The following is a 21,210-nucleotide window of genomic DNA, read 5'->3' as shown; positions in this document are numbered from 1 at the left end:
TAGGAGGAAGCAAAGAAAAGCCTTGGTATAATTTACTTGGTCTCTTTTTTTCCGATGGTTGCTTCGAACAATTGCAAAATTCTGCTGTATTCGTCTATCCAAGAATAAGTCTCTCTAAAGCCATGGGCTTCTACTGGGAATGAAGCCAAGCTCCAATTCTTTTTCCCTAGTTCAATAAATCTCTGGGAAATTCTAACGATATCTTTATATTCTACATTATCATCAACCATTCCGTGAAGCATCAACAGATTTCCTTCCAATTTATCTGCGTAATATATTGGAGAGCTTTTTTGAAAAGCAATAGGATCCGTTTCAGGGAAATTCAAAATATTACCTGTATAGCCATGATTGTAATGTGCCCAATCGGTTACAGAACGTAAAGCTGCTCCAGAAGCAAACTCTTTTGGAGTCGTTAGCATCGCCATCAAAGTAATAAAACCTCCATAAGATCCACCATAAATCCCTACCCTGTTTGGGTCAATTCCGTATTTGTCTACTAAAACTTTTTTTCCATCTATATGATCTGAAAGGTCTTTTCCTCCCATAAAACGATAAATACCCGTTCTTACATCTCTTCCATACCCATCACTACCTCTATAGTCTATATCCAATACGGTATAACCTAAATCCGTCAACAAGTTATGGAACATGTATTCTCTGTGGTAATTGCTCCAATAATTGTGGGCGTTTTGCAAATAACCCGCGCCATGTACAAAAATTACTGCTGCTTTATTTGCTTTAGCTTCTTCCGGTTGGTATACTCTTGCGTAAACAGTAGCCCCGTCTTGTGCTTTATAGGTAATCACTTCTGGTTTTCTCCATTTGTAGCTTCTGAAAGCTTCGGTAGTAGAACTTGTAATAGGACTAAGTTTTGCGTTTTTTACATTAGAAGCTACGTACAATTCCCATGGTTTATCTTTATAAGAATAACGAACCAATAATGTAGCTTCATCAGGAGATATGCTTACTTCATGCGCTCCATCGGCAGTCAATATTGGTTGCAGAACGGTATCATTGACATTTAATTTATAAAACTCACGATTTCCAGGATGCGTTGTATTAGTTGACAAATAGAATGTTTTCTTATCTTTTGACAAGGTAACGTCTCGCACTTCCCATTTGCCAGTTGTTACTTGTGTTTTCTTTTTTGTCTTCAAATTATAGGTATACAAATGAGAAAAACCAGTAGCTTCCGATTGGAAATAAATGGTTTCATTGTCATACAAAAAGCCCAAATTACCTGAACCAAAGGAATAGGAAGGAATGCCAGGTCCACCAATCCAAGCCTCGTCATGTTGGTGGTCTATCTCTTCGAAAGTACCGTTTTCTAGATTGAGATTCACCAACCAACGCTCTTTGTTGTCTTGGCTTCGGATTTCTACCACCGCAAAGGAACCCGTTTCGTTATACACTGGGTCTTGCGCAATAATTAATTTTTCTTCTTTGTCTTTCTTTTTCAGATTATCATATAACGCATAATATTCTGGTTGGTCTTTGATATGTGATAATTTTGAAAAATTGATTATGTATACCGTGTCTTTGGCTACATTATAAATTCCCATTTTCGAATTCACTAAATTTTTGACAGACACTTTTTCTTTAGTCTCAGGTGATTGGTTGTAACCGTCGGCAGTGATAAACACTTCCATTTTTTCACTTTTGTTTTTTGCTTCTTCGGTGAGTCTAAAAGTAGCGAATCGGCCATTTGGATTCATTTTAAAAGCCTCTAAATTATCGTCTCCATACCAGTATTCCTTTGGAAAATCCGATTTAATGGCTTTAGCTCTTTCAGCGTTCCATTTCTTTTTCGCCTCTTGGTCTCTAATGAACTGAAACAATTCTGTTTGTTGCGTTTTTAGAAATGATTTATCGTCCTCTTTTTTGTTTTTAGAGGTTCCTTTTTTGAAATTAGTGAGTTGAAGCAAGGTTCCTTCTTTAGTATCCAACTGCATCAAGTTATCATTTTGAACAAAAAACAAAACCCCTTCCCTACTTCCTAATTCTAAATTGGTAATAGAAGCAGTTGTGGCATATAGTTTTTTGGTTGCTTTGTCTTTTAATGCATATGAAAAAATAGCGCCTTTATTACTATAGTAACCTATGGTGCCACTTTTGTTGATTTTGATATTGTATCGAGAGAAAGCAGCTTCTTCAGGAGAAGCTAATTTTGGCGCTGTGGCCCCTTTTTGCCAGAAATACGTACTTGCTCCCCATTCTTTGTTGGGATTCCATTCAAAAAAAACTTTTTGGCCGTCTGGGGACCAACGCGGATTTTCGGGTTGCCAACCAATGAAATCATTTCCTTTCATGATTTCTTCCAATTTAAGCTGTTGTGCTTGAATAAAAGAGGTAGCCAATAAGGCAAGAGCGAGTAAACTGTTTTTAATCATTATGAATTGTTTTTAGTCAAATTTATAGGTTTATAAAAGAAGGCAGCAACCTAAAAATGGGGCTATTTAAAAAAATGGTTCGTAATATACTTTGCGACAGCGTTACTATCATTCGATTCGATTACTTCCAAATGATGTAGTTTGTTCTTTAAAGCAGCGGGAGCATTTTCCATTATTAACCCTTTGGCCACAGCCGCTAACATTCTTTCATCATTAAATCCGTCTCCAAAGGCAATGGCGTTTTCAAAGGTAAAACCTTCTTTATTTAGAATTCTTTCAATGGCGACACTTTTATCTACTGACTTATCCATGAACTCTAGGCAAAAAGGTAAACTAAAGGCGTGAGAGAGCACATCGGAATGTGTATCTAGAATTTGGTCTTTTAAAGCTACTAGAACTTCGTGACTTTCGTGCGTAAAGAATAGTTTTATAGCACTATAATCCCTCAAACTACTAAAATCAACTACTTCTGGTGGGTAGGACAAGTCTCTTTGAAAGCTATTTATCTTTTTATTGGTTTTGGATGTTAGCCAAACTTCTTCTTTAAAGAGCACAGTAGTGATGGTAGGGTCAATGTCTAATTGAAAAACAGAGGCTACTATTTCGCTTTCTATATCAAAAGAAAACAAGAGTTCATTATTAGGACTATGAATTCTTGCCCCGTTTGACGTTACTAAATACAAAGGAAAATCCAGTTCCTTTAAGATTGCCTTAGCATCAATATGGTGTCTCCCAGTCGCAATGATAATGGTATATCCTTTTTGGTACAATTGATGGAATACCTCTTTGGTCTTTGCTGTGATTTGGTGATTTGAATTGAGCAAAGTACCGTCTAAATCAGAAATAATTACTTTTATATCTTGATGCATCTTGTTCATTTAACTTGAATTATTTCCTTTTTTTGCCATTAACAAAAATAATAAAGCGAAAAGTGAAGCTTAACATGAGCTGCAACTTTTCGCTTCTTTAACTAAATTTAAAAGCTAATAATCATTGTTTTCAATCTGTTTGTAGGCATCGATTACTTTTTTGACCAGTCGATGACGTACAATATCTTTGTCGTCTAAATAGATGATTCCAATGCCTTCAATGTCTTTCAAAACGAGTAAGGCTTCTTTGAGTCCAGAAATAGTTCTTCTCGGCAAATCCACTTGTCCTGGGTCACCAGTGATCATGAATTTGGCACATTTTCCCATACGGGTGAGGAACATTTTCATTTGGGAGTGCGTGGTATTTTGTGCTTCGTCCAATATCACAAAAGCGTGATCCAGCGTTCTTCCTCTCATGAATGCCAAAGGAGCGATTTGAATGATTCCTTTGGTAATATAATCTTCCAATTTTTCGTTGGGAAGCATGTCACGTAGCGCATCGTATAAAGGTTGCATGTAAGGATCCAATTTCTCTTTCATGTCGCCTGGTAAAAAACCTAAATTCTCTCCAGCTTCTACAGCGGGACGTGTCAAGATTATTTTTTTTACTTGTTTTTCTTTTAGCGCTTTTACGGCCATGGCAACCCCTGTATAAGTTTTACCCGTACCTGCAGGTCCAACTGCAAACACCATGTCGTTTTTGTTTAAGGTATCCACCAACAATTGCTGATTGGGCGTCATGGCTTTGATGATCTTACCTCCTACTCCGTGTACCAGAATTTTGTCGTAATCAGCCATTTTTCGATTGTCTTGAGCATCATTCATGATTACTCGTTCAATCACATTTAAGTCGATATTGTTGTATCTTGTAAAATGTAGCATGAGTCTTTGGAACTGTTTTTCAAATTCATCTAAGACTTCTTTTTCCCCAAAAGCTTTTAAAGTTGAGCCACGAGCCACGATTTTAAGCTTGGGATAATATTTTTTAATCATTTCAAGATGAGTATCTTGAGCGCCCCAAAACTCTTTTGGAGCAATATCAACAAGCTCGATGGTTCTTTCGTTCAAAATGGAGTAGTTTTTAATTAAAAAATAATAGCTGAAATTAGTAGCTTTGCATATCTCAAATTTAAGCAAAATAGCTTTAAATTGCCTGAAATAGTTATAAACAAAATTATGTCAATAATTACTCTTACTACCGATTACGGCTTAAAAGACTACTTTGTAGGCGCTCTTAAGGGTAAGATATTAACGACAAATCCAGAGGCAACAATTGTCGATTTATCGCATGATATTGACCCTTTTAATATCGTAGAAGCCAGTTATGTACTTAGTGCGGCTTATGCCAATTTTCCAAAAGGGACAGTACATTTAATTGGCGTAGATATTGAGTTAAACAAAGAAAATCAGCATATTGCCATTCAGTGGAACGACCATTATTTTATTGCCGCCGACAATGGTATTTTGAGTATGTTGTGTCAAAAAATAGTCCCACAAAAAATGGTTGCCATCAACATTCACGATCGATTGCATCATGGTGCTACCGATATGGATGTCTTTGTACAGGTAGCTTGCCATTTGGCCAAAGGAGGACTACTTAATGTCATAGGAAAAGAAATACCTGCGATTAAAGAAATAACCGAAATGCAAGTTGCTTTGAATGATCAAGGCAATCAATTAACGGGTTCGGTTATGTATATCGATCATTTTGGCAATGTGGTAACTAACATTAGTAAAGCTCAATTTACGGAAGCCGCCAAAGGTCGTGCCTACGAGATAATTTTACGAACCAAAAGTATTAAGACCATAGTTTCCAATTATTCGGCTATTGCGGTTTCAGACAAGTATCCTATCAAGTATTATGAAGGTGAAAAGTTGGCCTTGTTCAATGAAGCAGGTTATTTAGAAATTGCGATTTACAGAAGTAATCCATCAAAAGTAGGTTCCGCTCATAGTTTATTGGGATTGAATTATAGAGATACCATAACTATCAAATTTTCATAATATAAAAACACCATCAAAAATTACTAAATTTTAATATCTATACTTTAAATGTTTGTACGAATTGTAAAGTTGAGTTTTCATCCAGAACATTGTGCTGCCTTTTTGGCCAATTTCGAATTGATGAAGCAACAAATCAGAAATGCTCCTGGCAACCGTTTATTAGAATTGTATCAAGACAAAACAAATTCTAATGTATTTTTCACCTATAGTTATTGGGAAACTGAGGACGATTTAGAAAACTACAGACAATCGGCCTTATTCAATGAAGTATGGACCTTTACCAAACAATTATTTAATGCCAAACCTGAAGCTTGGAGTGTAGATAAAATAGCTGTTTTACCCTAATTCTTTTTGGTTAAAAAAAATATTTAAAACGATTCAACACATTAAAACAAAGTAACAGAAATGAAATCAATCGTATTACGAGAAATAAAATCCTTTTTTGGCTCACCCGTTGGCTATTTGGTCATTGCCTTGTTTTTACTAATTAATGGGTTATTCCTGTGGTTATTTGAGGGCGATTATAACATTCTCAATTCGGGTTTTGCAGACATGACCCCTTTTTTCACTCTATCTCCTTGGATCCTTCTTTTTTTAATTCCAGCAGTTACAATGAGAAGTTTTTCCGATGAAAAAAGACAAGGCACACTAGAATTGCTTTTGACCAAACCTTTGAGTATTTGGGAGATTGCTACAGGTAAATTTTTGGGAGCCTTGTTCTTAATTGTAATCGCCATAGTACCCACCTTCCTTTATGTATATGTTATTTCTAGTCTGGGATTTCCAGAAGGCAATATTGATATGGGAAGTACCATTGGCTCTTATTTTGGCTTACTTTTTCTGATCAGTGGTTATACTGCGATTGGTATTTTCACTTCTACCCTTTCTGAAAATCAGATTGTAGCCTTTATTATTGCCGTTTTTTTATGTTTCGTTTTCTATTTTGGATTTGACGGTTTAGCCACTCTTTTTAATGAATGGAGCACCTCTATTACCGTTTTTGGTATGCAAGATCACTTTAAGAGTATGAGTCGTGGCGTTTTGGATACTCGAGACATTCTTTATTTTGTCAGCCTTACCCTTTTATTTTTATCCTTTACCGTTTATAATCTAACCTCTTTTAAAGCATAATGAAGGCTTCTATAAAAAACAATCGTAAACAGCTGCTCTATACTTTTGGGGTAGTATTGGCTTTGCACCTATTAGGTTCCTTTTTCTTTTATCGTTTTGATTTGACAAAAGACAAAAGATACACCCTTTCTGCTACTTCTTTACATATACTTAAGGAAGTTAAAAATCCACTCTCCGTTAAGATTTATATGGCGGGAGATTTACCTGCAGAATTCAAGCGTTTACAGCAAGAAACCAAACAAATTCTGGAAGAATTTCAGGCTTACAACAGCAATATTGTTTTTGAATTTGTTGATCCGATGGAAAATCAAGAAGAGAATATGGCTCTCGTTAAAGATTTGTACCGAAAAGGATTGACTCCCATTAACATCACTGTGGATGACAAAGGAAAACAATCCCAAGCTTTGGTTTTTCCTTGGGCGATTGCCACTTATGACAACAAGGAGGTTTCGATTCCCTTACTTAAAAACCAAATGGGAACCTCTACTACTCAAAAAGTAATTGGTTCGGTTCAGCATTTAGAATATTCCTTTTCGGATGCTTTTAATAAAATCACCAAAGCCAAACAGAAAAAAGTTGCCATTATCAAAGGAAATGGTGAGCTAAAAGAAGCCTTTATTGCTAAATTTTTATTGCAAGTAAGAGAGAGCTACTTCATTGCCCCATTTACACTTGACTCAGTAGCAAAGAATCCTGAAGGAAGTTTGCAAGCCCTCAAAGAATATGATTTAGCTGTAATTGCTAAACCAACAGAAGCTTTTAGCGAAAGCGAAAAACAAGTTTTAGATCAGTACCTGATGCATGGCGGAAAAACGATTTGGTTGGTCGATCAGGTTGTTGCAGAAATGGATAGTCTTTACAATCCATCAGGAGCGAGTCTTGCCTACCCAAGAGATTTGAATGTCAATGATTTATTCTTTAAATATGGCGTTCGTCTTAACCCTGATTTGGTAAAAGACGAGCAAGGAAGTCCAATACAATTGGCTTCAGGAGAACCTGGTAGTGCTACCCGCTTTCAACAATTCAATTGGAAATACGCGCCATTGGTTACTCCAACGAGCAAGCATCCCATTGTAAAAAACTTAGGCGGTATCAAATTTGATTTTGCGAATTCAATTGACACGCTCAAAAACAAAATCAAAAAAACGGTTTTATTGCAATCGTCTCCCTATTCTAAGCGCATAGGAACCCCAACTCCCATTAACTTATCAATGGTTTCCGAAAGCACTAGCCCGGCAGACTATCCCAATACAGGAGGAATTCCGATGGCGGTTCTATTAGAAGGCTCTTTCCATTCTGTTTTCGAGAATCGCGTAAAAGCTTTTGAACAAGCTAATTTTCAATCCACTAGCCAACCTACTAAAATGATTGTGATCTCAGATGGCGATATCCTTAGAAATCAATTGGATAAAAATCAGCTCCCCGTAGAGTTAGGTTATGATCAACGCTCGGGAAATCTCTACGATAACAAAGATTTTCTGATGAATAGTGTCAATTATTTATTGGACGATAGTGGACTTATTAACATTAGAAGCAAAGATTTAGCCCTTCCTCTATTGGATAAAGAAAAAGTATATACCAATTACAGTACAATTCAAGTCCTAACTATCGGGCTTCCAATTCTAATTTTAGGTATTTTCGGACTAGTGTTTACCTATGTCCGCAAACGCAAATACGCCCGCTAAGTGTTAATAAAAAAATTGAAAATGTAAACTAGTTTAAGATATATTTGTATTCAGGTATTCTAACCTGGTTTTTATAGAATCCAAAAAAAATAAATCAATACACATGAAATTTATAGTATCGAGTTCGTACTTATTAAAACAGTTGCAAGTATTAGGTAATGTAATCAACAGCAGCAATACCTTACCCATTTTAGATAATTTTTTATTTGAATTAGACAATAATCAATTAACCGTATCTGCTTCTGATTTAGAAACTACAATGTCAGCTTCGTTAGCGATAGATTCAACCAGCAAAGGAAGTGTTGCAGTACCGGCTAAATTGCTTTTGGAAATCTTAAAAACGTTTCCTGAGCAGCCGTTAACATTTACAGTAGAAGAAAATAGTACTATAGAGATTAGTTCTAATTCAGGGAAATATGCTTTGGCTTATGCTCCTGGCGAAGAGTTTCCTAAAGCCGTTCAATTGGACGAACCTTCAGTAACACTAGTTCCTGCCGATGTACTAGCTACTGCTATTAGCAAAACTATTTTTGCAGCAGGTAATGATGATTTACGTCCAGTAATGTCTGGAGTATTTTTTCAATTTTCACCACAAGGATTGATTTTTGTAGCAACAGATGCCCATAAGTTGGTAAAGTACGCTCGTACAGACGTTACGGCTTCTGAAGTAGCCGATTTCATTATGCCTAAAAAGCCATTGAATATTTTAAAAAGTATTCTTTCTTCTTCAGATGCTGAAGTAAAAATTGAATACAACGATAGCAATGCTACTTTCTCTTTTGACAATTACATTTTGATGTGTCGTTTAATTGACGGAAAATACCCAAATTATGAAGCCGTTATTCCAAAAGAAAACCCAAACAAGTTAATCATCGACCGTACATTGTTCTTAAGTTCAGTACGTCGTGTGGCTATCTTTTCTAACAAAACAACACACCAAATTCGTTTGAAAATTGCTGGTGCCGAATTGAACGTATCCGCAGAAGATATTGATTACTCCAACAAAGCCGAAGAGCGTTTGACTTGTGATTATCAAGGAGACGATATGCAAATTGGCTACAACTCTCGATTCTTAACCGAGATGTTGACCAATCTTCAATCAGATATGATTATGCTTGAAATGTCTTTACCAAACCGTGCTGGAATTTTAACTCCAGTAGATGGCTTAGAAGAAGGCGAAACCGTTACTATGCTTGTAATGCCAGTAATGCTTAACAGCTAATCAACACCCTTTTAAACTAACCAAAACCAATACTATTTCTTGAATCCGTAATTCCTAACCAGTTTTACGGATTTTTTTTTTTTGGAGCAGAAAGAATGGGATTTTCGACAAGCACCGTCCCGCTCTCCGCTGTAATCTTTGTTGCCGAACCCCGGCAACAAAGGATTTTCACTACGATCGGGGCTAAAAGTAATGATTTGGCTTCTTTGCATCACTTCAAAAAAACTGTTGTTTTAACCTAAACAACCTGCAAGGTTTTCAACAACTTTATAGGTCCTAATCTATAACCATACTTTCCGAAATACCTACAAGGTCAAAAAAGACCTTACAGGAAATTCAGAAGAAAACTATTGACTAAATGACCCCCATCTTTTTCATCAAAAAGGTAGCACTCTTGTTTTGGCAGATACCTTCTCGCAATTGGTAATCGAAATGCAATTCGTCGTTTTTAATTTCGACTTCGAAACATTTATTCGTTAAAATTTGAGGAAATTCGTTGGTAGTCAAACACACTTCAATATCGTGGGTCGCAATTGCTCCAATCGCTTTCTTTGCAATTACTTTTTTGACCACCTCAATAGTTCCGCTTCGCTTATCATCGGAATTCGTACCACGTAAAATTTCATCCAATAAAACAAAGGCAGGACTTTCGTCCAATCCATCCATAATTTGCTTGAGTCGCTTGATTTCGGCAAAAAAGTAGGATTCACTGTCCGATAACGAATCCGATAATCGCATCGATACTAACACCGGCAAAGGATGTACATTCGCTTGTGTGGCACAAACAGGCGCTCCCATTCCCGCTAAGACCATATTGACTCCCAAGCTTCTCAAAAAAGTACTTTTGCCCGACATGTTAGAGCCTGTCAAAATTATAAAGGATTGAGGATGAAAAGCTATTGTATTCCCTACTCTAGTTTTCGGATTCAATAGCGGATGACTCAAACTTTCGAAAGCAATTTTATACTCCTCATTCAATTTTGGAAAAGCAAAATCAGGATTATTGAAGGAAAAATTACCTAGGCTGTTGAGCATTTCAAACTCACCAATTACATTCAAATCGTTTTCAAGATTCGTAGCATGTTCTTTTTTCCACTGCAAGCACGCTTTTAAGATATGAATGTTAAAAAGAAACAATCCATTAAAAAGAACCGAAACTACCAAATTGTTGGTACTATCTAAGTTCGAAAAAATCGAGGATAATGTCTTTATTTTAGCACTAACTTGAATCCCATCCACCGTCAAAACCTGTTGCAACTGTTTGCATTTACTAGCACTAAAATCTTCATTTTCTATTTTCAAGAAAAGCTGACTATAATTGTCTAGCATTGTATTGATTTCAGAAGAATGTGCATTTTCAGCCATGATTCTTTTCACATAGCTACCAGCAAGTACCAAGTTCACCACAAATAAAAAGGAAAAATACTTCAGCCAAATAGGGTTGAAAGTAAGAAGGTAACCCATTACAAATCCGATCAAAACAATGGGTAAAACATACGATAACACCGTTGTAATTTTAGAAACTGCCTTAGTATTAAAACTGCACCATTGCAATAATCGAGTATAACTACTTTTATTGTCTTGTCCTACTCTAGCTGTGGCCAAAAAAGATTGGCGCCAATCCAACTTCTCGCGTAACTCCTTAATCGCTGCTTGTATGTGTGGAATTTCATCGGCTTTAGTATTGGCTAACAGATGCGCCGCTAACCTTTTTTTTCCCATAAATGTACCGGTACGGTTTAGACTTTGAAACAAGGAATTTGGACCAAAAATATCTAAATCATAGGCATAGGGATGCTGAAAATCATTGTATTCGGCACCATTTTCAAAAGGAATGCTTTTACGTTCCAAAAAAGCAATCTCATCGGCATTGCAATCGACAATAGCTTGCGAAAGTTTCTTTTGATAAGCCACACGGGTATGCCAACGCATGAGCACAAAAAAACCAACAAATGCACAAGCTCCTATATAAAGTAAACTTGCATTGTTGGTTTTTTGATAATAATAAAGAGCGAACAGTATCACTACAACTGTTAACAAACGCCCAAAACTGATTTGATTGTATTGTTTTTGAAGTTGTTTTACTTTCTGTTCATTACTTGCTTTCTTCTGTATGTAAATTTCCATTTATCGATTCTTCAATGAACCACAAATATAAAGGTTCCTTGAGTATCCAACTGGATTTCTTAGAAAAAAACAAGCACAAATTTAAACAGTACCCCTCGAAAAACAGGAAGCGTTTATCTTCCTGCACCTTTAAAAGGAGTTAACAAAGTACTCTTTTGTAAAACTTACATTAGCTTATTTCTTGTAATACTTTTTGTATTTAGGGTAAGTAAGCAATCCTATCAAAGAGAAAGCTCCTAATGAATACCAAATCCAGCTTAAGGATTTTGCTTCACCACTCGCATAAGAATGCAAACCAACTAGGTGAAAGTTCACCCCATAGTACGTGAACAAAATGGAAAGAAAAGCAAACAAACTCATTAAATTGAACACCCATTTTCCTCTCAATGAAGGAACGAATCGCATGTGAATTACAAAAGCATACACCATAATACTGATCAAAGCCCAAGTTTCTTTTGGATCCCAACCCCAGTAACGTCCCCAGCTTTCATTGGCCCATTGTCCTCCCAAGAAATTCCCAATCGTTAGCATTACCAAACCTATTGTCAATGCCATTTCGTTGATATAAGTCAACTCTTGGATGTTCAAATCCATTTTTTCTTTGTTCTTATCGTTGGTAAAGAAAATCAACAACAAAGAAACAAACCCTAGAATCATACCTAGCGCAAATGGTCCATAACTCGCTACAATTACCGCAACGTGAATCATTAACCAATACGAATTCAAAACTGGTTGTAAGTTGGCTATCTCTGGATCAATCCAATTCATATATGCTGCAGCTAAAATCATAGCCGTAACAAATGCTGATGAAGCTACCGTTAGTTTTGATTTTCTATCAAAAGCCAATCCAAAGAACATAGTGGCCCAAGCAATATAAATGATGGATTCGTATGCATTACTCCAAGGTGCGTGTCCAGAAATGTACCATCTGGCAATCAAACCTAGCGTATGAAGAGCAAACAAAAGTCCAATAAAAATATGGAATCCATTAATAACTATGCGTAACCCCTTTCTATCTTTAAATATTTGAATGATGGTAAAAATCAACATCATAATCGCCCCAAACAAATAGGCATAAGGTAATTTTTGAAACACATCATACTTATTGTAGGCAATTTCAAGGTCAATCTTTTCCTCTGAAGGTCGAACTTTTGCACCAAATTTCTTTTGATACCCATTGATACTTTCTAACAACTCATCAGAAGTGTCATAGGATTGGGTTTTAATGGCATTATTAAGTGTTCCAAAATACAGGGGCAAAATGCTCTTGGTATAAGTAGAATCCATTCCTTTTAGCCCAGCTTCATTCAATTCTAAATAGGAAACCCATTTTGAATTTTCATGATTAGGAATCGGGAAAATTTTCAGGATACGTCCACTTAATGCCGATTCCATCAAATTCACTTTTTTATCCGTTTCGATGAAATCTTTTTCAAATTGATTTGGATTCGCTGCTTTGTATGCTGCGTCCAAATAAGGAGACAATTTGTAGTTCCCTTTTTCATCAAAAAATGAAATAAAAGGTGCAAACTTGGCTTTACTGTCTATACCAATGATTTTGCGGATACTATCGTTTTTTGGCGTAATATAAATCAAAGGCACTTCCAACCAAATATTCGCAAATTGCGTCATCGATAAGAAAACCTGATCCGAATTCATTCCTTTAAAGGTATTTTCATGACTCACTTTTCGCAACAATTCAGATGAAAAAGTATTGATAGGTTTCATCCTTCCACCGGCATCTTGAATAATCAATCGCCCAAATTTAGCCGCGTGTTCTGCTTTGACCGTATTGGTTTTTAACAGCTCATCCAATTCGGCTTCCGTTGGCGCTTTTCGGGTATGCACCACTGCTTGTTCGTGATTATGCCCATCACCTTCGGTATGATTATGCCCTTCGTGCGTTTGTGCAAATCCTTGTACACCAAAAAACAACAAGAAGATAGCCAATAACTTAGCTTTCTTGTTTTTTATTACATCTAGTTTTCTTTTTAAATCGCCAAAACGAGAATGTTTTGTAAATAAGATTGCCATCATGGCAAAATACAATAGAAAGTATCCTAAATACGTAATGTTTGTTCCCCAGAAATCATGGTTTACCGAAAGAATGGTTCCTTTTTCATCAGGATCGAAACCCGATTGAAAGAAGCGATATTGCTTGTGATCCAAAACATGGTTCATATAAATACGCGCGTCAAAATTTTCTTTGCCATCCAAAACAGTGACTTGACTTTCGAATGCGGAATAACTTTTTTCAGTCCCTGGATATTTGGTAGCTATAAAATCGTTTAATTTAACTTTGAACGGCAATTGGTATTCTTTACTACCATAGAAAATAGCAAAATCCAATTTTCCAATCTTTACCGTTTTAACATCCCCTACTTTTCCTTTAGACCCCAAGACCGTAACTTTTTCCGTTTTACCTTGTGAGGTAATGCTCACTTCAAGAGCATCTTCATGGTTTTTAGCTTTAAAATCATTGTTTGATTCGTAAGCAATTACCCCTTTAACAGCAGGCTCTGGGAAAACAATTCGTTTTTCTCCAATAGAATAAAGAGAACGAATCATTAAGGGTTGCACCACGTCTTTGTTTACTTTTCCTTGTAACTTATCCGCCATACGCATAAAATTTCCTTCAAATGGTGTTTGTATGGTGTAGTTTTCTCCAGTCGTTGTTATGTTTATCGCACCTTCTGTGAATTTATTCAATGCGTACAAAACATTGTGTATATTTTGCACTTCACCTTCTTTTAAAAAATGTTCTTCTCTTCCTCCTTCACCCGCTTCCACTATTTTTAAATACAGTGTTCCTTTTGGATCAGGCTTGATGTATTTTTTTGCTCCCATAATGAAGTTTTCGTATTTCACTTCGAAAGGGATATCTGCAAAATTATTGGCGATGGTAAAATCATTAGAAGTAACTGGTGATAATAGCACTGCTTTTTCAAAAGTTCGGCGTCTAGGTTGTCCTTGGTATTCTCCATCGACAAAAACCGTCAAAAAGGTTTTGTCAGAATAGATTCGGCTTTCTGTAGCACCTTCTCTAATTGGCATCATGCCTTCGTAGCTAATATAGCGTGTAATGAATGCGCCGATTATAATAAAAATGAAAGCCAAATGCAGCAATAAAGTTGCCCATTTTTCTTTTTTCAACAATTGGTATCTTTTGATGTTTCCAAAGAAATTAATCAAGAAAAACACATGAATAGCCTCAAACCACCATGCGTTATAAATCCAAATTTTTGCCGTGTCAGTATTGTATTTGCTCTCGATAAATGTTCCAGTTGCCATTGCTACTGCATAGGCAATAAAAAGGATTGCCATTAATCGTGTTGAAAATAAAAAGGAGTAGTATTTTTTATCCATTTATAGTATCCATTGGTTTTGAAAAGTGTCGCAAAAGTACTTAAATATTGTTGATTTGAAACTTCCACCCTTGTTAATTTAATCTAAAATTAAGTGAGCAAAAACAATATAAAAACGTTTGACTAAGCGAGTCGTGAAGAACAGAACCTAAAAAGCCAAAGCCTTTTATAGCACTAAAAAAATCACTAATTTTGCGAAATGATTAAAGTAACACTTATTGGTGCAGGTAACGTTGCGCAACATCTTATTTCAACCTTTCTTTCGGCTTCGAATATTGAAATCGTGCAAGTTTTTGCTCGAAACAGCGCAACCACAATTGATGGAATTGCGCCTCACAAAATTATAAGCCGTTACAGTGATTTACAAGTCTCAGATGTTTATATAATTGCTGTATCTGATGACGCTATTGCTACCGTTTCAGAACAATTGCCATTTGAAAACCGCTTAGTAGTACATACCTCTGGTGCAGCCCCATTGGATTCCTTAAACGATAAAAATCGCAAAGGTGTTTTTTATCCTTTACAAACCTTTACCAAAGGAAAAAAAGTTGATTTCAAAACCATCCCAATGTGTATTGAGGCCTTGGAAGCAACTGATTATGTGCTTTTAGAAAAAGTAGCTAACTCCATTTCTGATGCTGTTCATGCTATCAATTCACACCAAAGAAAGGCGCTACATGTGGCCGCGGTATTTGTGAACAACTTTACCAACTATTTGTACCAACTTGGCAATGAAATTTGCCTAGAAAACCACGTTCCATTTGATATTTTAAAGCCGTTAATTTTAGAAACAGCCGAGAAATTATTGACCCTTTCGCCAAAAGAGGCACAAACTGGACCCGCTAAGCGCAATGATGTTTCCACCATTGCTGCACATGAATCCTTTTTGTCTAATGAAAATCAATCTACCATTTATAAAATCCTAACTCAATCCATACAAAACCATGGCAAAAAGCTATAAAGAAATAATGAATACTATAACTACGTTTGTTTTCGACGTAGATGGGGTGCTTACAGACGGGTCTGTGTTTGTCAACAACAGTGGCGAAATGCTACGAACAATGAATATACGTGATGGCTATGCACTTAAAACGGCAATAGACTGCGGCTATAATGTTTGCATCATTTCAGGAGGAAGCAATGAAGGAGTTCGAGTACGTTTGCGAAATTTAGGAATTACAGACATTCATCTTGGGACTCCAGATAAAGTTGCCACATTTGATGAATATACCGATGTTTATTCCATTCAACCCGAACAAGTGTTGTATATGGGAGACGATATTCCAGATTATCATGTGATGCAACTCGTTGGTTTACCCACCTGTCCACAAGATGCCTGTCCAGAAATAAAAGGCATTTCAAAATACATTTCACATAAAAATGGCGGAAAAGGTGCTGTTAGAGATGTGATAGAGCAAGTTATGAAAGTACAGGGCAAATGGATGGAAAGCTTTGATGGAAAACACGATTAAAAATCATGTATTTACAGCGGTTACTACAAGTTTTGAAATTTAAAAAACAACTTGTTTTACCAAGACGCTATTGCGTTTAAATCGGTTCCTTCAGAAAGAAGCAATCAAAAAACACTAGCAAATTGCTATTCAACTATTACAATACAACAATGCCTATATCTCCTAATTTCACTTCGATTTTATCCAAAAACTGGGAAATCAATTTTACGCAATGTGCACCCAATGGGTATTTAAAATATACCGAATTGTGTAATTTGCTCCAATTAACCGCTGCAGCCCATTCTGAACTTGGAGGCATCAGCTTTGCCGATATGCAAGAGTTCCATCAAGCGTGGGTTTTGAGCAGAATGCGAGTAGAAATCGAGGCGTTGCCTAAATGGGGAGATACCGTTACGGTGACCACTTGGATTAATTCTTTGGAAAACTCACGTTCGATAAGAGCTTTGGAAGTACATGTAAATGGAAAAAAAATAGTGGGTTCTGAGACATTTTGGGCGGTATTTAATACGCAAAAAAGACGTCCAGAGCCACTTGCTTTACCTTATGAACATTTTGAATTGTATCCAGATAAGAAAGCAACTGCAACCAGCTTTTCTAAAATAGACCTTACGCATGCGAAGTCGGTCCTTTTTGAAAAAAAAGTAAGCCTTTCTGACTTAGATATCGTGAACCACGCCAACAATGTAAAGTATCTAGAATGGTGTTTGGATTTGGTTGACCCAAAATTATTGTTGCAGCAAAAAGTAGAAAGTTTTGAAATGAATTTTTTAAAAGAGCTATCACTGAATGACAGTGTGCAAATTCATGAAAACATAGAAGAAAAAGACACCATTTTCAGCATAACAAAAGAAGACAAAACTTGTTTTGCCCTGCAATTGCATTTTAACTAAAATAAAAAAGCTTCGAAAAATTCGAAGCTTTTTTATTTGTGATTATTAGGCTGTAGTACTACTTTTTACTACCAATCTGAATCCTTCACCGTGGATGTTCAAGATTTCAACATCTTCGTCTGGTTTTAGGTATTTTCTCAATTTGGCGATGTACACATCCATACTTCTTGAAGTAAAATAATTGTCATCTCTCCAGATTTTAGTCAACGCTAATTCTCTTGGCATTAAATCATTTTCGTGAAGAATAAGCATTTTTAGCAATTCATTCTCTTTTGGAGACAATTTGATTGGTTCTTCATTTTGGAAGGTCAAAAATCTCAATTTAGAGTTCAAATGGAACTTCCCGATGTTGAATTCAAACTGCACTTGGTCTGTTTTCACTTCAGAAGATTTTCTTTGAATGATGGCTTTGATTTTCATCAACAACACTTCTGAATCAAAAGGCTTGTTTAGATAATCATCAGCACCTGCTTTATAGCCTTTCATTACATCTTCTTTCATCGTTTTTGCGGTTAAAAAGATGATTGGCACTTCGCTGTTTTTCTCACGAATTTCTTTGGCTAAAGTATATCCGTCTTTGTAAGGCATCATAACATCTAAGATACACAAATCGTAATTGTCCTTCTTAAATTTTTCAAAACCTTCCATTCCGTTTTTTGCTAGCACAACATCAAAGTCATTTAGCATCAAATAATCTTTTAAAACCGCTCCAAAATTCAAATCGTCTTCTACTAGTAGAATCTTTTTATTTACATTTTCCATTCGCTAATTTATTAGTGGTATTTTTATGATAAAGGTACTTCCTTTACCCTTTTCGCTTTCTACATAAACTTGACCGTTATGGTCTTCAACTATTTGTTTTACATATGCTAATCCAAGACCGTGACCTTTTACATTATGTAAATCTCCAGTGTGTTCTCTATAAAATTTTTCGAACACTCTTTTTTGAGCAATCTTACTCATTCCCAAACCATTGTCCTTCACTTTTATCAAAAGCATGTCTTTGATATTTTCAGTATAAATGTCAATTTTAGGAATGCTCGGTGTGTATTTTATGGCGTTTTCTAATATATTAACAATTACATTTGTAAAGTGAAAATCGTTTAATAGAACTGTTGTTCTAGAGGCTTCAAAATGCAAATCAATTTTTCCTTCTCTATCTTCTAAAATTAAATTTACGTGCTCTATTGCGTCCTCTATAACTTCTTCTACATTTTTAGACTCTTTGATAATGTCTAATTCTTTCTTCTCCAGTTTAGAGATTCTTAACACATTCTCAACTTGAGCATGCATTCTTTTGTTTTCTTCTCGAATCATTTCGAGATATTTAAACACCTTATCTTTATCTTCAATGATTTTTGGGTTACGTATCGCATCTAAAGCCAAATTAATCGTAGCAATAGGTGTTTTGAACTCATGCGTCATGTTGTTGATAAAATCCGTTTTAATCTCAGAAATTTGACGTTGTCTAATCAACTGATTCAAAGCAGAAGTATAGGCAATTAAAATAATCAAAGTGAAAATGATGGACAAAACAGTGATACTTACCAAATCCGACAACAAAAATTTCTTTTTGTATGGGAAAGTAACTAGTAGTTTATATTTTTCTGTTCCTTCATTATCAGTAAAGATGGGTGTCGAATACGTAGCATCTTTGTCATAGCTAAAGTTTTCAGAACGAATTTTTGTTGCCAAACCGTTACTGTATACTCCAAACTCAAAATGCGTATTTACTCCATTTTCATCTAATTCTTTTTTTATCAACTTATTAAGAACGTCATTGGATACTCTTTCTTGTATAGGCATTGCAGAAGCAATGTCTTTGTATGAAATTTCAAATTGTACGTTATCAAGAATGTCTAAATTTCCTGATTTTTCAATTTTCACATCTGGTATCAAGCTTTTCTGATAACCAGAATTATCAATACTGTTGTTATTATAAATCTCGGTGGTTCTCTTTGAGTTAAAATTCTTAAATTTTAAATCGTCTTTTTTCTTACTTGAGAACGACGGGTTAATTTTATAATCTTCAGAAATGATACTATTGGAATATACAATGGTTTTATTGGTTTTCTTATTTTTCTGAACCAATGTGAACTCCATTATGTCCTCACGTTGTGGAATTCTACCCGTACTATCTTTTAGTTTATTGTATCTGTCATAAAAATTATATGCTTCTTGTTTTTCCAGTTTTTCAGCAACATTGCCAATAACTTGTTTAACATGAAATTTGAATTGTTCATCATTATTGTTAAAAGAGGAATTGAACCAATAAACTTGTACAAGAATTATACCAATTAGGGACAAACTCATTAACAGCACTAATAATCTAAAAAACATCCTATTCATGTCACAAAATTAACATTTTAACAATATAATAAATAATGCATTAACCAAATATTAACATTATATCCTCAAATTGTTTTATCTATAAAATTTTAAGAATTTTAACAACTTGTGATTTTGTCTTTTCTAAATCGATGTTTTCAATTACAAAGTCGCTTTTCGCAACACGCTGATCGTCTGACCATTGGGATTTCATTCGCAAAAGAACCTGCTCTTCAGTAGCAGTATCGCGCGTCATCACACGCTGTAACTTAACGGATAAGGGAGCAGTAACCGTAATTATTTTATTACATTTTTCATTTCCTTTGCTTTCAAAGAGAATTGCAGATTCATAAATAATAAAAGGAAATTGTTGGTGATTGGACAACCAAAGTTTGAAGTGATTTGCTACGGCAGGATGCACAATAGCATTTAGTTGTTGTAATTTTTCTTGATCTGCAAATACAATAGCTGCTAATTTTTGTCTATTGAGTATCCCTTTTTCGACTATTTCTTCGCCGAAGGCAGCTTTGATTTCAGAAAGAATGGTTTGGGATTGCATGACTTCTTTGCCAGCATCATCGGCTATATAAACAGGAACACCCAATTCTTTGAAAAAATTTGCCACAGTAGTTTTACCACTACCAATACCACCTGTTAAACCAATGATAGCCGTCATTTATACTTTGAAAAATAATTCAGGAAAGACTTCTTGGGGCTTTTGCTTCAAAAGTATGACTTTTATAAAGGACAGTAAAAAACCGGTTCCGTATCCCCAAAACTGCTTCCATACTGCTATCATGGAAAGATATCCGACTTTTATATTTTTATTTTGAATAGAAGACGTAATAAAAATTAGAATAAAATAGATGAAATACAATTGCAGTAAAAAATCAAAATTTTGGCTAAACAAATACATAAAAATAGAGAACCCTAGTCCAAGAATAAACAAAGTCGGAAAGAAGAAAGTTGGTTTACTGTATTTTGGGTACCAACTGTTTAAAATAGGTCTTGCCTTACCAAATTTATTCACTTGAATAGCAAACTTTTCCCAATCGATTCTTCTTTTGTGGTACACATAGGCCTCAGGAATTAATCTCGTTTCAAACCCTAATTCCCATAATCGTATTGACAAATCAGGATCTTCCCCTGGGTGAATGTTTCCAAATCCTTTTGAAACTTCAAAAGCTCTACGAGACAATCCCATATTAAAACTACGCGGTTGGAATTTACCAATTTTCTCAGACCCCCCACGAATACCGCCTGTAGTCAAGAAAGAAGTCATCGCAAAATTGATGGCCTTTTGAATGTCCGAGAAGCTATCCAAAGCTTTATCGGGTCCACCAAAACAATCGACATAGGTTTCTTTTAAGGCTTTTTCTACTTCAATTAAATAGTTTGCAGGAATAATACAATCTGAGTCAAAAATTATAAAATAATTCCCTCTTGCTTTTTCCATACCAAAATTTCTAGAATCACCAGGACCCGAATTTGGTTTGAAATAATACGAAATATTTAATTTGTCAGCATACTTTTCTAATACCTCTTGGCATTTGATAGTCGATCCGTCTTCAATAATTACTATTTCATATACATCATGATACTCCATTTGAGACAAACTCATCAATAGTTCATCTACTTCATCCGGTCGGTTATATACTGGAATAATTAAAGAAAAAAACATAGTAAACAGGGTGGTATTAATATTAGTATTTTCAAATTGTTGCGCA

17 protein-coding genes are annotated in these 21,210 nt (G+C 35.5%); 8 read left to right on the top strand and 9 right to left on the bottom strand.

Features of this window, described 5'->3' with window-relative positions; all coding sequences use genetic code 11:
* Positions 1-32 precede the first annotated feature (32 nt).
* From FLAVO9AF_RS04220 to FLAVO9AF_RS04210, 3 genes are all read right to left on the bottom strand, one after another.
* Positions 33-2,390 (bottom strand): prolyl oligopeptidase family serine peptidase, encoded by a 2,358-nt coding sequence (locus FLAVO9AF_RS04220; protein WP_159684816.1) that lies wholly within the window; start codon positions 2,388-2,390, stop codon positions 33-35.
* 62 nt (positions 2,391-2,452) lie between these two features.
* Positions 2,453-3,259 (bottom strand): Cof-type HAD-IIB family hydrolase, encoded by an 807-nt coding sequence (locus FLAVO9AF_RS04215; protein WP_370516445.1) that lies wholly within the window; start codon positions 3,257-3,259, stop codon positions 2,453-2,455.
* A gap of 114 nt (positions 3,260-3,373) precedes the next feature.
* Positions 3,374-4,327 carry a PhoH family protein gene (locus FLAVO9AF_RS04210; protein WP_159684812.1) on the bottom strand — a complete coding sequence of 318 codons (954 nt, stop codon included), beginning with the start codon at positions 4,325-4,327 and terminating at the stop codon, positions 3,374-3,376.
* A 108-nt stretch (positions 4,328-4,435) separates the two neighbouring features.
* Between FLAVO9AF_RS04210 and FLAVO9AF_RS04205 the strand changes: the two genes are divergently transcribed.
* From FLAVO9AF_RS04205 to dnaN, 5 genes are all read left to right on the top strand, one after another.
* Positions 4,436-5,263: an S-adenosyl-l-methionine hydroxide adenosyltransferase family protein gene (locus FLAVO9AF_RS04205; RefSeq protein WP_159684810.1), complete on the top strand. Its 828-nt coding sequence runs from the start codon at positions 4,436-4,438 to the stop codon at positions 5,261-5,263.
* Positions 5,264-5,311: 48 nt separating this feature from the next.
* Positions 5,312-5,608, top strand: a complete 297-nt coding sequence (locus FLAVO9AF_RS04200; RefSeq protein WP_159684808.1) for a putative quinol monooxygenase — start codon at positions 5,312-5,314, stop codon at positions 5,606-5,608.
* A 60-nt stretch (positions 5,609-5,668) separates the two neighbouring features.
* Positions 5,669-6,394: a gliding motility-associated ABC transporter permease subunit GldF gene (gldF, locus tag FLAVO9AF_RS04195; protein ID WP_159684806.1), complete on the top strand. Its 726-nt coding sequence runs from the start codon at positions 5,669-5,671 to the stop codon at positions 6,392-6,394.
* A complete protein-coding gene (gldG, locus tag FLAVO9AF_RS04190; RefSeq protein WP_159684804.1) occupies positions 6,394-8,079 on the top strand; it encodes a gliding motility-associated ABC transporter substrate-binding protein GldG in 1,686 nt (561 codons plus the stop codon). The genes gldF and gldG overlap by 1 nt, the downstream gene beginning before the upstream one ends.
* A 103-nt stretch (positions 8,080-8,182) precedes the next feature.
* Positions 8,183-9,301, top strand: coding sequence for a DNA polymerase III subunit beta (gene dnaN / locus FLAVO9AF_RS04185; RefSeq protein ID WP_159684802.1), 1,119 nt, complete (start codon positions 8,183-8,185; stop codon positions 9,299-9,301).
* A gap of 354 nt (positions 9,302-9,655) precedes the next feature.
* Here dnaN and FLAVO9AF_RS04180 read toward each other — a convergent pair whose 3' ends face one another.
* Together FLAVO9AF_RS04180 and ccsA are read right to left on the bottom strand one after the other, a co-directional pair.
* Positions 9,656-11,428, bottom strand: a complete 1,773-nt coding sequence (locus FLAVO9AF_RS04180; RefSeq protein ID WP_159684800.1) for a DNA mismatch repair protein — start codon at positions 11,426-11,428, stop codon at positions 9,656-9,658.
* A gap of 174 nt (positions 11,429-11,602) precedes the next feature.
* Positions 11,603-14,794, bottom strand: coding sequence for a cytochrome c biogenesis protein (gene ccsA / locus FLAVO9AF_RS04175; protein WP_159684798.1), 3,192 nt, complete (start codon positions 14,792-14,794; stop codon positions 11,603-11,605).
* Positions 14,795-14,992: 198 nt separating this feature from the next.
* Here ccsA and FLAVO9AF_RS04170 point away from each other — a divergent pair, with 198 nt between their 5' ends.
* The 3 genes from FLAVO9AF_RS04170 (at position 14,993) to FLAVO9AF_RS04160 (ending at position 17,155) form a co-directional block, all read left to right on the top strand.
* Entirely contained in the window at positions 14,993-15,754 is a 762-nt protein-coding gene (locus tag FLAVO9AF_RS04170) for a Rossmann-like and DUF2520 domain-containing protein (protein ID WP_159684796.1), read from the top strand.
* Complete coding sequence (locus FLAVO9AF_RS04165) at positions 15,738-16,265, top strand: HAD family hydrolase (protein WP_159684794.1); 528 nt, start codon at positions 15,738-15,740, stop codon at positions 16,263-16,265. The genes FLAVO9AF_RS04170 and FLAVO9AF_RS04165 overlap by 17 nt, the downstream gene beginning before the upstream one ends.
* A 149-nt stretch (positions 16,266-16,414) precedes the next feature.
* The gene (locus FLAVO9AF_RS04160; RefSeq protein WP_159684792.1) at positions 16,415-17,155 is read left to right on the top strand and encodes an acyl-[acyl-carrier-protein] thioesterase; all 741 of its coding nucleotides are present in this window, start codon (positions 16,415-16,417) and stop codon (positions 17,153-17,155) included.
* 45 nt (positions 17,156-17,200) lie between these two features.
* Here FLAVO9AF_RS04160 and FLAVO9AF_RS04155 read toward each other — a convergent pair whose 3' ends face one another.
* The 4 genes from FLAVO9AF_RS04155 to FLAVO9AF_RS04140 all read right to left on the bottom strand — a co-directional run bounded on the left by FLAVO9AF_RS04155 (position 17,201) and on the right by FLAVO9AF_RS04140 (position 21,164).
* Positions 17,201-17,917, bottom strand: coding sequence for a response regulator transcription factor (locus FLAVO9AF_RS04155; RefSeq protein WP_159684790.1), 717 nt, complete (start codon positions 17,915-17,917; stop codon positions 17,201-17,203).
* A gap of 3 nt (positions 17,918-17,920) precedes the next feature.
* On the bottom strand, positions 17,921-19,504 hold the full coding sequence (locus FLAVO9AF_RS04150) for a sensor histidine kinase KdpD (RefSeq protein WP_159684788.1): 1,584 nt from the start codon (positions 19,502-19,504) through the stop codon (positions 17,921-17,923).
* A gap of 79 nt (positions 19,505-19,583) precedes the next feature.
* A complete protein-coding gene (gene coaE / locus FLAVO9AF_RS04145; RefSeq protein WP_159684786.1) occupies positions 19,584-20,159 on the bottom strand; it encodes a dephospho-CoA kinase in 576 nt (191 codons plus the stop codon).
* The gene (locus FLAVO9AF_RS04140; protein ID WP_159684784.1) at positions 20,160-21,164 is read right to left on the bottom strand and encodes a glycosyltransferase family 2 protein; all 1,005 of its coding nucleotides are present in this window, start codon (positions 21,162-21,164) and stop codon (positions 20,160-20,162) included.
* Positions 21,165-21,210: the final 46 nt, after the last annotated feature.

It is taken from the genome of Flavobacterium sp. 9R, from assembly GCF_902506345.1.
In the GTDB taxonomy this organism is placed as follows: Bacteria; Bacteroidota; Bacteroidia; order Flavobacteriales; family Flavobacteriaceae; genus Flavobacterium.
This window is presented reverse-complemented; position numbering and strand designations above follow the sequence as displayed.